Source organism: Breoghania sp. (assembly GCF_030066895.1).
GTDB lineage: Bacteria > Pseudomonadota > Alphaproteobacteria > Rhizobiales > Stappiaceae > Breoghania.
The window spans coordinates 26255-38306 of sequence record NZ_JASJAV010000003.1 but is presented as its reverse complement, the minus strand read 5'-3'; the positions used below and the strand labels follow the sequence as shown (position 1 = coordinate 38306).

Annotated in this window: 14 protein-coding genes and 1 pseudogene; 4 read left to right on the top strand and 11 right to left on the bottom strand. The window is 60.7% G+C overall.

Annotation, left to right across the window (positions count from 1 at the left end; translation table 11 throughout):
- Positions 1–28 precede the first annotated feature (28 nt).
- The 3 genes from QNJ43_RS05355 to QNJ43_RS05345 all read right to left on the bottom strand — a co-directional run bounded on the left by QNJ43_RS05355 (position 29) and on the right by QNJ43_RS05345 (position 1065).
- Positions 29–247 carry a tryptophan-rich sensory protein gene (locus QNJ43_RS05355; protein WP_300468051.1) on the bottom strand — a complete coding sequence of 73 codons (219 nt, stop codon included), beginning with the start codon at positions 245–247 and terminating at the stop codon, positions 29–31.
- Between the two features lie 134 nt (positions 248–381).
- Positions 382–534, bottom strand: coding sequence for a hypothetical protein (locus QNJ43_RS05350; protein ID WP_300468049.1), 153 nt, complete (start codon positions 532–534; stop codon positions 382–384).
- A gap of 105 nt (positions 535–639) precedes the next feature.
- Complete coding sequence (locus QNJ43_RS05345; RefSeq protein ID WP_300468047.1) at positions 640–1065, bottom strand: hypothetical protein; 426 nt, start codon at positions 1063–1065, stop codon at positions 640–642.
- 494 nt (positions 1066–1559) lie between these two features.
- Between QNJ43_RS05345 and QNJ43_RS05340 the strand changes: the two genes are divergently transcribed.
- The 3 genes from QNJ43_RS05340 to polA all read left to right on the top strand — a co-directional run bounded on the left by QNJ43_RS05340 (position 1560) and on the right by polA (position 6481).
- Complete coding sequence (locus QNJ43_RS05340; protein WP_300468045.1) at positions 1560–2114, top strand: acyloxyacyl hydrolase; 555 nt, start codon at positions 1560–1562, stop codon at positions 2112–2114.
- Positions 2115–2433: 319 nt separating this feature from the next.
- Positions 2434–3459, top strand: a complete 1026-nt coding sequence (locus QNJ43_RS05335) for an acyltransferase family protein (RefSeq protein ID WP_300468537.1) — start codon at positions 2434–2436, stop codon at positions 3457–3459.
- An 88-nt stretch (positions 3460–3547) separates the two neighbouring features.
- Positions 3548–6481 carry a DNA polymerase I gene (polA, locus tag QNJ43_RS05330; protein ID WP_300468043.1) on the top strand — a complete coding sequence of 978 codons (2934 nt, stop codon included), beginning with the start codon at positions 3548–3550 and terminating at the stop codon, positions 6479–6481.
- Between the two features lie 24 nt (positions 6482–6505).
- Here polA and QNJ43_RS05325 read toward each other — a convergent pair whose 3' ends face one another.
- From QNJ43_RS05325 to QNJ43_RS05315, 3 genes are read right to left on the bottom strand one after another with little or no spacing between them, the layout of a single operon-like run.
- Positions 6506–6721, bottom strand: coding sequence for a hypothetical protein (locus QNJ43_RS05325; protein WP_300468041.1), 216 nt, complete (start codon positions 6719–6721; stop codon positions 6506–6508).
- Complete coding sequence (locus tag QNJ43_RS05320) at positions 6718–7935, bottom strand: caspase family protein (protein WP_300468039.1); 1218 nt, start codon at positions 7933–7935, stop codon at positions 6718–6720. The genes QNJ43_RS05325 and QNJ43_RS05320 overlap by 4 nt, the downstream gene beginning before the upstream one ends.
- A 12-nt stretch (positions 7936–7947) precedes the next feature.
- Positions 7948–8313, bottom strand: coding sequence for a hypothetical protein (locus QNJ43_RS05315; protein ID WP_300468037.1), 366 nt, complete (start codon positions 8311–8313; stop codon positions 7948–7950).
- 314 nt (positions 8314–8627) lie between these two features.
- On the opposite strand from QNJ43_RS05315, the gene QNJ43_RS05310 reads away from it, so the two are divergent.
- Positions 8628–8837: a hypothetical protein gene (locus QNJ43_RS05310; RefSeq protein ID WP_300468035.1), complete on the top strand. Its 210-nt coding sequence runs from the start codon at positions 8628–8630 to the stop codon at positions 8835–8837.
- Positions 8838–9035: 198 nt separating this feature from the next.
- On the opposite strand, the gene QNJ43_RS05305 is transcribed toward QNJ43_RS05310, so the two are convergent.
- The 5 genes and pseudogenes from QNJ43_RS05305 to phaZ all read right to left on the bottom strand — a co-directional run bounded on the left by QNJ43_RS05305 (position 9036) and on the right by phaZ (position 12006).
- Entirely contained in the window at positions 9036–9788 is a 753-nt protein-coding gene (locus QNJ43_RS05305; protein ID WP_300468033.1) for a SprT family zinc-dependent metalloprotease, read from the bottom strand.
- Positions 9789–9898: 110 nt separating this feature from the next.
- The gene (locus QNJ43_RS05300) at positions 9899–10000 is read right to left on the bottom strand and encodes a DUF2852 domain-containing protein (RefSeq protein WP_300468031.1); all 102 of its coding nucleotides are present in this window, start codon (positions 9998–10000) and stop codon (positions 9899–9901) included.
- The gene (locus QNJ43_RS05295) at positions 9990–10259 is read right to left on the bottom strand and encodes a DUF2852 domain-containing protein (RefSeq protein WP_300468029.1); all 270 of its coding nucleotides are present in this window, start codon (positions 10257–10259) and stop codon (positions 9990–9992) included. Before QNJ43_RS05295 ends, QNJ43_RS05300 begins: the two co-directional genes overlap by 11 nt.
- A 141-nt stretch (positions 10260–10400) precedes the next feature.
- Complete coding sequence (locus QNJ43_RS05290; RefSeq protein WP_300468027.1) at positions 10401–10649, bottom strand: hypothetical protein; 249 nt, start codon at positions 10647–10649, stop codon at positions 10401–10403.
- Positions 10580–12006, bottom strand: a pseudogene (gene phaZ / locus QNJ43_RS05285) (polyhydroxyalkanoate depolymerase). Before phaZ ends, QNJ43_RS05290 begins: the two are co-directional and overlap by 70 nt.
- Positions 12007–12052 lie beyond the last annotated feature (46 nt).

Below are 12052 nucleotides of genomic sequence, written 5' to 3'. Positions count from 1 at the left end.
GACATGTGCGGGAGGCGGGGAACCCGCCTCAGTGGCCGAGAACGGGGGCCTGATCCGGAACGCGGTTCAGGTACCAGATCATCGCGTTCAGGTACGTCACATAGACGATCCAGACCGTATACACGGCGAACAGGCGAGACGCGATCTTGTCCCGGTTCCATGTCTCCTTCGGGAACCACAGGTACAGGATCAGCAGCAGCACGATAAGGACAAGGGCGCGATAGGGATCCTGGAACAGGAAAAACATCGGGCTCTAGGTGAAGTTGAACACGAGCTGCCCGACCCACAGCTTCATGCCTGCACGACCTTGTCGCGTTCGAAGGTCCGCCAACCTGCCACGGCGAGTATGACATAAAGGATCGTCCAGACGGGAGCGAAGAGCTAGTTTGGCGGCGCGCCGACCGGCTTTGCGAGCGATGCGAACCAGGTACCGGACAGAGTGCTCAGGGCACCTGGTGCGGTGACGTAGCCGATCGCGAGGCCGCCTCCCACGGTAACGATCAGAAAGAGGGCGAGAACAAACCATCGACGCATGGTCGATCCTTTCGTGAGTTCAGGCGAAAATGGCAAGATGCAACCGGCGGAGTGCCCGACGCCACAACCGGAGAGCGCACTGATAGCGAATTGCCGGGCGCCTTCTCAAGTGTCATCGTTCCAACCGGTAAAAGCACGCATATGGAAGCTCGCCTGATCGCGGGACTGCCGGAATGCCGTGCCGTAGGGACAGGAAAAGCGTGCCCGGCAGCCTGCAAGGCAGTTGTTCCCCGGCGTTTCCTCCAGATAGGCAAGGCAACGCGGCACGTCGTAGCCGTTTAAGGAAAGAGCATGCGCCGGGCAGGCGGACAGGCAGGGCCTGTCGTGGCATGTCTGATAGGGGCCCGCCGTGTCGTCTTGCTCGACGCCGGCGATTCGCCCCGCCGAAATGAACGCGGCACGAAACCCCGCCCAGGGGCCGTATTCACGATGGGAGAGCGCCCCCATGGGGCCTTGGGAACAGCCGTTGATGGCCAGTGCACAGCTTTGAAATGGTTGGTATGGACGCTCGAAGGGAAAGACGACGGCCATTTCGAATTCGGCCGCGGTCCGCGAAAGCGTGCGCCGGGTGTAGCGATCGAGCGGATCGGGCGCACCGTCGGAAAACTCGGGGGCTCCGGTGAACGCATGCCACAGTGCCGCTCCCGCATTGCCGACGAGAAGCAGCGTCGCCGCATGACGACCGTGTCGAGCGCTGCCGGGTATGAATCGCCATCGGCGGGGCGAAAACCGCCGAGCAACAGGAACCCGTCTTCGGCCAGTTGACGTTTCAGGGCATCGGTCTCGTTTTCGTTCATGATCTCGCCTCAAGAGCGCGGATTTCGTGGTGTTTCGGGTGTAACCGAACCGCAACAACGCTGTGGCAAAGTGCCTTATTCTTTTGCGCTCCCGGGTCGGAATGAAAACAGGTCGATTGCATCTGGTCGCGCAATGGGGAATGGTAGCGCCTGTTCAGAACGGTGTTCGGAACGTAACTCGTTGAGGCCTTTCAGGTGCGGATGTTGACCCTTTCAAAGAAAATGTTGGTGGCGGCTCTGCTCGCTGCAACATGTGCCCCTGCGGCGTTTGCCGCTGATTATTACGGGGCCCCTCCGCTCCAGACCCGGAGCTTCGCGCCTTACAATGAAGTGCGCGGCGGCATTTTCTATCACGACACGATGGATCGCGAGACCGGCGTCGACATCAACGCTGAAATCCTCAGCCGTTGGGGCGCCTTGGCGTGGAAAACACCGTTCCTCGACACCCAGTTGATGCTGCGTCCCCACCTGGGCGGCAACCTGAACACCGCCGGCGACACGTCGATGATCTATGCCGGTTACACGCTGACGATCGACCTGACCGATGCCCTCTTCATCGAAGGCTCCTTCGGCGGCATGGCGCATAACGGCAACACCGAGGAAAGCCAGGGCGGCCTGGCGCTCGGCTGCAACGTGATGTTCCGCGAATCGACCTCCGTCGGTTATCGAATCAATCAGGCGTGGAACGTCACCGCCATGATCGAGCATTCGTCCAACAACGGTTATTGCTCCGACAATGACGGCTTGACCAACGTGGGCATGCGTCTGGGTTACGCATTCTGAGCCGACGAGAAAATCGATGTTCTGCTGAAAAGGCCCGGTTCGGGCCTTTTTTGTGCCTAGCGCCCGTCTGCCCGTTGACCGTCGGTTCCGCGTCCTGGTAGCTGGGGTGTGTGGGTGCCGATTTCACCCGTCTCATGTGTCGGCGAGCCCTCTTTGGGGTGAATGGCCGTTAGTATTAATTCATCAAAAATACGGAATCGGTCGCCTGCTCGACGATTTTGAATAAAAATGATTCTATGTTCCGTTTTGTCTACGGCAAGGCGGGGCGTTTTACGTCGTTCGGGAAATAGGACGAGGGCAAGCCGTGGCGTGACAGCGGATTGATTGGGTCGATTACGCAAAAGGCTTTTGCATCGTCGCCGTGGTGATGATGCATTCCACGCTGGGCGTGGAGAAAGTCGCGGGCGCGACCGGCTGGATGCACCACGTGATCGAGTTCTGCCGCCTCTTCCGCATGCCGGACTTCTTTCTCATCTCCGGCCTGTTCCTCGCCAATGTCATCGACCGCGATTGGCGCACCTATTTCGACCGCAAGGTCGTCCACTTTGCTTACTTTTACATTCTGTGGGTGGCGATCCAGTTTGCGCTGAAAAAGACTGTTTTCGTCGCCGAATTGGGATGGCAGGGTACTGCCTTCGCCTATCTGCGAGCGTTCTGGCAGCCTTTCGGCACGCTGTGGTTCATCTACATGCTGCCGATCTTCTTCACCATCGCGAAACTCGCGCGCGACCGGAACGTGCCCTGGCAGGTCGTGATGGGCTTCGGGGTGGTGCTGGAGATCGCCCATGCGGCGGGCATTCCTCCGTTTTCCTCCGGCCTCGTGCTGGTCGACGAATTCGCTGCCCGCTTCGTCTATTTCTACACGGACTATATCGCGGCGGCGCATGTCTTCCGCTTCGCCGCCTGGGCGATGGCCAACGTGCCCAAGGCGCTGTCGGCCCTGCTCGCCTGGGGGTTCGCCAACGGCGTCCTGGTGGCGATGGGCTATGCCACTCTTCCCGTCGTCTCGCTCGCGTTGGGGGCGACGGGAGCTTGTGCCGTCATCCTCTTTTCCGCCCTTCTGTCGCGGCTCAGCTTTGCCGATGTGCTGCGCTTTGCCGGGCAGAACTCGATCGTCATCTACCTGGCGTTCTTCCTGCCGATGGGTCTTTCCCGGGCGTTGCTCCTGAAATTTGCGCCTTTCCTGGATCTCGGGACGGTCGCGCTTCTCGTCGCGCTCGCCGGGCTCATCGGCCCCGTCATTGCATTCCTGGCGGTGCGCGGAACCCGGTTCGACTTTCTCTTCAAGCGCCCCGGCTGGGCCTATACGTGCCGCGCCAAACCGGCCTTGCAGCCGGCGGAATAAGGCGTGGGGCGGCAGGCACCGGAGGAAAAAGCGTCCCTCGCGGAGTTCTCCCTTGTCCGCAGGGCCTCGCCATGGGCATGATCCGCCCATGTCGAGCGAATCCTCCTCCCCCCTGAAAGCTGGCGACCATGTCTTCCTGGTCGACGGGTCGTCCTATATTTTCCGCGCCTACCATGCGCTGCCCCCGCTGACGCGAAAATCTGACGGTCTGCCCGTTGGCGCCGTTGCCGGGTTCTGCAACATGTTGTGGAAGCTCTTGCAGGAGGCGGACGAGACCGCCGCCGGGGTCACGCCGACCCATATCGCGGTGGTCTTCGATCATTCGGCCAAAACCTTCCGAAACGAGATCTACGACCAGTACAAGGCCCAGCGGCCCGAGCCGCCGGAAGACTTGATCCCCCAGTTTGGCATCATTCGCGATGCGGTGCGCGCCTTCAACGTCGCGTCCATCGAACAGGTGGGCTACGAGGCCGACGACATCATCGCGACCTATGCCTGTCAGGCGGTTGTGGCGGGAGCCGAGGTCACGATCATTTCCTCCGACAAGGACCTGATGCAGCTCGTCGGTCCGCATGTGATCATGCTGGACACGATGAAGAACAAGCGCATCGCCGAGCCGGAGGTGCTGGAGAAATTTGGCGTGACGCCCGACAAGGTGGTGGACGTGCAGTCGCTGGCCGGCGACAGCATCGACAATGTTCCCGGCGTTCCCGGCATCGGCGTGAAGACGGCGGCCCAGCTCATCAACGAGTACGGGGATCTGGAAACGTTGCTGTCGCGCGCCGAGGAGATTAAGCAGAAGAAGCGCCACGAGAATCTGATCGAATTCGCCGATCAGGCGCGTATTTCCCATCGCCTCGTCAAGCTCGACTGCGAAACGCCGGTCGAGGTTCCTCTCTCTGAGGCGGCGGTGTGCAAGCTCGATGGGGAAAAGGCGCTGGCTTTCCTGAAGGCGATGGAATTCACCACGCTGACGCGCCGCGTCGCCGAAACGTCCGGAACGGACGCGGCCTCCGTGGACCCTGCCGATCTGATCATCAAGGGCTGGGAAGCGCCCGAAAAGCCGGAAGGTTCCGCCGAGGGTGAGAAGTCGGGAGCTGCTGCGACGGCTGGCGACGGCCCCTCCGCCCTTGCAGAGGTGCGTGCGGCCGAGATCAAGGCAATTCCGGTTGATACCTCCGCCTATGAACTGGTGCAGGATACCGGCCGGCTGAAAGCCTGGATCGAGGATGCCTACGAGACCGGCTTCGTGGCGGTCGACACCGAGACGACCTCGCTCGACCCGATGGTCGCGGAGCTTTGCGGTGTCTCACTCTCCACCACGCCGGGAAAGGCGTGCTACATCCCGCTCGGCCACCGCGATGGTGAGGGCGATCTTCTGGGCGGGAGCGGTCTTCTCGAAGGTCAGATCCCATTGAAAGACGCGCTCGATCTGCTCAAGCCGATGCTGGAGGATCCTTCCGTCCTCAAGATCGCGCAGAACCTTAAATACGACTGGGTGATCCTGAAGCGTCTAGATATCGAGGTTGCACCCTTCGACGATACGATGCTGCTGTCCTACGCGCTCGACGCCGGGCTCCAGGGCGGCAACGGCATGGATGCGCTGTCGGAACGCTGGCTCGGTCACACGCCGATCAAGTACGAGGAGGTCTGCGGCAAGGGCAAGTCCGCCGTTACCTTCGACAAGATCGGCCTCGACAAGGCGCGCGCCTATGCGGCGGAAGACGCCGACGTCACGCTGCGCCTGTGGCAGGTGCTGAAGTGCCGCCTGCCGGGCGAGAACATGGTTTCCGTCTACGAGACGCTGGAACGCCCGCTGGTGCCGGTTCTCTCGCGCATGGAAATGCGCGGCGTGCACGTGGACCGGCAGATGCTGTCGCGTCTCTCCGGCGATCTGGCGCAAGGAGCCGCCGCTCTTGAGGCGGAAATCCACGAACTGGCGGGCGAGAACTTCAACATCGGTTCGCCCAAACAGCTCGGCGACATCCTGTTCGGTAAGATGGGGCTTCCCGGCGGCAAGAAGACCAAGACCGGGGCATGGTCCACATCCGTCTCCGTTTTGGAGAACCTGGTGGTCGAGGGCCATCCGCTGCCGGTCAAGGTGGTGGAATGGCGTCAGCTCTCCAAACTGAAATCGACCTACACGGATGCGCTGCCGAACTACATCAACGCCGAGACCGGCCGCGTTCACACCTCCTATTCGCTGGCCTCCACCACGACGGGGCGGCTGTCGTCGTCGGAGCCGAACCTGCAGAACATTCCCGTGCGCACGGAGGCCGGCCGCAAGATCCGCAAGGCCTTCGTCGCGGCCGACGGCGCCAAGCTGCTTTCGGCCGACTACAGCCAGATCGAATTGCGCGTTCTCGCCCACATGGCGGAGATCCCGCAGCTCGTGCAGGCCTTCGCCGACGGGCTCGACATCCACGCCATGACGGCATCGGGAATCTTCAACGTGCCCGTCAAGGACATGGATCCGATGATCCGCCGCCGCGCCAAGGCGATCAATTTCGGCATCATCTACGGGATTTCCGCCTTCGGGCTGGCCAATCAGCTCGGCATCTCGCGCGGCGAGGCGGGCGAGTACATCAAGACCTATTTCGAGCGCTTCCCCGGCATCCTCGACTACATGGAAGAGATGAAGCGTCAGGTTCACGCCAACGGCTATGTGACGACGATCTTCGGGCGCAAGGCGCATTATCCGGACGTCAACACGAAGAACCCGAACATGCGCGCTTTCTACGAGCGCGCGGCGATCAATGCCCCGATCCAGGGTTCTGCCGCCGACATCATCCGCCGCGCCATGGTGCGCATGGAAGATGCGCTGGCCGTCTCGAAGCTCACCGCGCAGATGCTCCTGCAGGTGCACGACGAACTGATCTTCGAAGTACCAGAGGACCAGGTCGAGGCGACCGTCCCGCTCGTCGTCCGCCTCATGGAGGATGCGCCCTCCCCCGCATTGTTGCTCCGCGTGCCCCTCGAGGTCGAGGCCCGCGCCGCCGACAACTGGGGCGAGACGCACTGACGGCCCTGAGCGGGCCGAGCCGGTTCAGAGGTTGTTGGCGATAACAATGGCGGCCACAACGGTGAACATGGTCGCGGAAATGAAAGTTGCGAAATAAAAAGTCCGCAGGTAGATGCGTGGCCGGTTGTTCCGTGAAAAGCGCCACGCCCCGATCAATCCCGCGACAGAAACCACAAACAGAAACCCCGTGATCGTATCTGCGGTAGCGCCGAATTCTCTATTGGCAAAGGCGCCGATCATACCGAGGAGGATCGGAGCCTGGATGAATCCGCCAAATCCCGACAGGAAGATCTTGAAAATCGAGATATAGAAAGACGACCTTGGCGTAATCTTTTCGGCGTCTTCGAGGTGTTTGTTTGCTGGTGTGTCGTCCTTTCGGCGTCTTGGAATATCTTCTGCGCGATGATCCTTTGCCGGGGCCGGGGCATTTGGCCGAACGCCTTCCGGTGCGGTGCGGGCGGAATGATCGGTTTGGTTGCAGTACTCTCTAATGCTTCGTGATACCGCGCCCAGAATTGTTCGACAGAAGCGCATCCTGCGATTACGTCCTGGGCAAGCCGAACCAATTCCACTTTAATGGCTGAACGGTCGGCCGCCGGTTTCTTCATGGCACTGGTAACGGCTGAATATTGCGGCTCGGTGATTTCTTCGGTTTTCAGCCATTCGGTGAGTTGTTCTTTCAACTCTTCCATGGTCTTGGCCAGGATGTCATGCCCGCTCTTTGCGATGATGATCCGACCTTCGAGCTTGCGAGCAAAGAATTGCAGTGTCTGCGTGCCTTCGAAATTTCTGCCGATATAGGCTCTGAGATCCGCCACATCGATCTGGCCATCCGCATCCATATCCGCATGCCCGCTGCGGATGCCTTCGATGATTGCACCCGTGAAAAGACCGTGCCCGGTTTCAGGATCTTCCCGCGACGTCTGTATATCGGAGGAAGACGTGAAGACGACTATACCCGACCCCTGCTGGGGGCGTATTGCCGCCTCTAGGACGTCGCCCTTGTGAAATTGCTCATCAATGGCGCCGCTGAAGCAGCAATCGAGCATCAACACATTGGAAATGCTCTTCGCATTGGTAATGAGACCGCGCACAGTGCCAAAGGACAGAGAGCGAATTGCCAGCTTATCGAGTGTCGTGTTGCGCGTTGCCAGATGCAGATGACCGTCCAGGTCCAGCTTGCCATGCCCGGAATAGTAGAAGAACAGAGTGTCCTTAGGCATCAAGGTCGAGATGGTTTCGTGAACGGTCTCCAGCACGTCGCCATGGACCTGATCTTTCAGGATCACGACGTCGTTGAAATCGCCGATTTTCGGATCGCGAAGGATGGCTGCAAAGCCGTCGACGTCATTGATTGGGCATTTGAGATCGTGCAATCCCGGCTCGTCGGGAAACACTCGATTTCCTAAGAGGATAGCGACCTTTCGCCCATCTTCAGAAGTCTTGGGAGGCATGGCGGTCGCTCCCTACGCTTCGAGCGCGCACCGAACCGCCTGGGTCAGTTCATCGATCTTCGCGGCGTTGATATTTGAGCCGGAAATCGAGAATTTCCGCCCGTCGGGCAAGGCCATTTCCAGATGCAATGACGTGTCACGTTCGGCGAAAGACCTTATCAGCTTCACCAGTTCGGCAACTGCGGTGCTTCCGAGAACAGCAAGAGCGATTGCTCCGGCCGTAATTGGCTCTCCGCGTTCTGTGGGGTCTTGGATCGTCCCGCTGGGAGCTTCCTCAATTTCGTCGAGAGCTTTCGCACGACGCAGGAATTCGCGCGCCAGCTTCTGTCGCAAAGGAATGGGCAGTCGATCCGAAGTGAAATCGATATCGATATTCACATATATCCCCCTATCCCCCGAAAATATACGAAAATTCCCGTAAATTCGATAGAGATTAACACGGCCGGGAATTGCAGAAAAATTAATAAGAAACAACTCAGGAAAATCGTCCAGACGGCAGAACTATATAAATATATATTTATTCGGTACTGACGGCAGTATTGAGTCCGCATGGCTGCATTATATCGGACTTTGGGGCCGGACGTTGAAATGGAGACTGCCCGGCCTTTTCGTAAATGCGCCATGCCATGTGAGCGCCCCAAACGGATTCCAGAGTGCTGCCCGTGCAATTGATCGTTTCACGGAGCTTCACGATGGTCGATAGGTCGGATTCCTGGCGCGTTTACGAGGGCGATGGCGTGGAGGGCATGACGCGGGAAGAACGCGTGGCGAACCTCAAGAAGCGCTTTGCCGCCGTTTCTCGGCCGACATTCGTCCACACGCAACGGATTCAGACGGGACGCCGGATTTTCGTCGTCGTCCTGATCTGTGCGCTCATTTTTCTTGTGATGAAGTTTGGCTGAGGCGGAAGGCCTTGGCATGGAAACGCGCTGTCCATTCTTCGAGACGGTGCTGCGCGCCTCCTCAGGATAACGTTATCATATTGTTATTTATGGAAAATCTAACAAAACACACAACGTCATCCTGAGGCGCGCTCATCGAGCGCGTCTCGAAGGATGGGCCGCACGGCGCAGTCACCTTGTCTCTAACCCCTTCATCCCTCACCCGTAGCTATGCAGCTCGTTGCCGTATCGTCTGAGCCATTTCCGTGCCCTCTCCGTCTCCGCGAAGAGATCGTGCGTCACTGCCCAGAAGCGGTCGGAATGGTTCATTTCGACGAGATGCGCCACCTCGTGCGCGGCGACGTAGTCGAGCACGAAGGGCGGGGCGAGGATCAGCCGCCAGGAAAAGTTGAGCTTGCCCTTCGCCGTGCATGATCCCCAGCGCGAGCGCGTGTCGCGGATGGAAAGGCCCGTCGGCTTGCGGTTCGTGGCATGCAGACGGGCGAGCGTCGTCGCATGGTGCTCCACGGCCGCGCTCAGATCCCGCCGGGCTTCGCGTTTCAGGTAGTCCGTCAGGCGGCGGGCCAGATAGGGCTCCTCCCCGCAAACGACGAGGCTCAGGCCCTCTTCCGTCTTCTCTGTCCGGACGGTGCCGCGCGCGGTGGGGCGCTGATCGATCAGATGCGGGACCCCGCGCAGTGGCACGGTGCCTCCGGCGCAAAAGGGCTGCGCTTCCGGCATCTTCTTCATGCTGTCCGCAAGCCAGCCGCGATGGTCTTCGGCAAAGGTGCTGGCGGTCTTGAAGGTGCCGCGATCGGGGATCGTCAGGACGGGATTGCCGCCGGATGCGGCCAGGCGCAGCGTATAGCGGCGCGCGCGCGCATTGCGGCGCACCTCAACGCGGACCGGACGGCCCTCGATATCGAGCATGATGTGATCCGGCTCCGCACGGCCGGGGGGGAAGAAACGCATCGGCGGATCCGCATGAGAGCCTGGGCGATTCGAGACGGTTAATTATCGCCGTCTCACCCGGTTACCGAACGGTATTCCGTCGCTGTTCGCGGAGCCTGACGGCGCTTGGATTACGCCGCTGTCTTCCCGTCTCGGCGCTCGGCCATGTAGTGATCGAATTCCTCGCGCTCGCGGGCATGGCGCAGATGGTCGAGATAGGCGTCAAATTCCACCCGCATCTTCTCGTGACTGCGCCGTTCTTCCTCCTTCCTCCTGGCGCTGCCGTTCGGCCTCGTCATCGTCAACCGATGAACGATTGTCCCGCCGCGACGTGCAGAATTCCTCGCGCAGATTGCGTACGCCGTCGCGAAACTCGCCGGGAACACTGCGAAACGCCCTGTTCCGCCGCGCGCTCCACACGGCATAGATCAGCATCGCCAGCCCTAGCGGCCAGAAGAATACGAAACCGAGGACGATCATGTCGACCGTCAACGGTGTTCAGGCGGTACGAAACGATCCGCACTGCGTCATCGTCTTTTCCCAGGTTACCCAACCCAGAATGGCAGCTGGGGGCGGGGGCAAGACGTTTCAAGGACACAAGCGGCGGATTCCCGCCGTTGGGGCCTATTTTGCTTACGCCAGAGCCTTGGCCTGACGGATCCAGCCGTCGCGGGCGGCGCGACCGCGCAGGGTGAGTTTATCGTCGAGCTCGGCAAGCTGCGCCTCGCTCAGCGCCGCGATCTGGCGCAGATGATAGATCCCGACCCCGTTCAATGCCGTTTTCAGTTTCGGTTCGATGCCGGAAATGCGTTTCAGATCGTCCGCCTCCCCTTCAGGCGCGGCAAGAGCGATGGCGGCAAGTCCGGCGGGAACGGCCTGCAATCGCGCCGCAGCGGGCTTGGCGGCCGGTTCCTGTGCCGGAGTGGGGGCGGGGCGATGTCCTGCCCGCGGCGGAGACGGCAACAGGCCTGACGCGCGCGCGGGGGGCTCGCTTCGCCCACGGGCGTACGGTTGGAGCGGATGAAATCGGCGATGCGCGGCGCGATTTCGGAACGGAACCGGGACCTGTTGAAAACGCCGTAGTGGCTGACGGCCTCCTGCATGTAATGGCGACGCTTGTCGTCGGGTTGGTGCACAGCGTGTGTGCCGCGTAGGTCTGGCCGATGCCGGAAATGTCGTCCTTCTCGCCTTCCATGGTCAAAAGGGCCGTGTTGCGGATGGCGGACGGCTCGATGGGCTGGTCGCGGTGCATCATCTCGCCCCTCGGCAGGGCATGATCGATGAAGAGCGTCTCCACCGTCTGCAGATAGAACTCCGCCGTCAGGTCCATCACCGCCAGATATTCGTCGTAGAAATCGCGGTGCTTTTCCGCGCTGTCGCCGTCGCCGGACACGAGATGGTTGAAGAACTCGTGATGGGCGGTGAGATGGCGGTCGAGATTCATGCTCATGAAGCCCGAAAGCTGCAGAAAGCCCGGATAGACCTCGCGTATGAAGCCGGGATGGGGAAACGGCACCTGCATGATGGAACCAGTCGATCCCGTTGGCGACCGCCAGATCGTTGACGGCGGTGGGGCTCTCGCGGGTGTCGATTGGGCCGCCCATCAGCGTCATCGTGTTGGGCGCGTACGGATCCCCGTCTGCCTCCATCACGGAGACTGCCGCCAGCACCGGCACGGCGGGCTGACAGACCGCCATCACGTGCGTCTCTCCGCCCAGCCGGTGCAGCATCGAGATGACGTAGTCGATATAGTCGTCGAGATCGAAACTGCCGTCCGACAGCGGCACCTGACGGGCGTCGATCCAGTCGGTGATGTAGACCTCATGGGTCGGCAGGAAAACTTCCACCGTACCGCGCAGCAGGGTCGCGTAGTGGCCGGGCAGGGCGCCACGATCAGCAGCTTGGGATCGTTGCGCGGCTTTTCCAGATTGCGCCGGAAGCGGATCAGCCGACAGAACGGCCGTTGTCAGACGACTTCCTCATGCACCGGCACATGCACGCCACTCACCTGGACGGAGTCCAGGCCGAAGGACGGTTTCCCGTAGCGCCGGGTTACGCGCTCGAACAACTCGCACGCCGCCGCCACGTTGCGCCCGGCCGGGGTGTGAGCGGCGGGATTGAGCGGGTTCTTGAAATAGAGAAGGGTCACGTCGACCGCCGCCCGCATCGGGCTGAGCGCCGCGTGGTTCAACTCGTATAGGTGATAGTACGACACCTGAATGAAATCCCGAAGGTCCATGCCGGAAACCCCTGCGTCATTTTCGCAATGCAACATGTTAAAATCA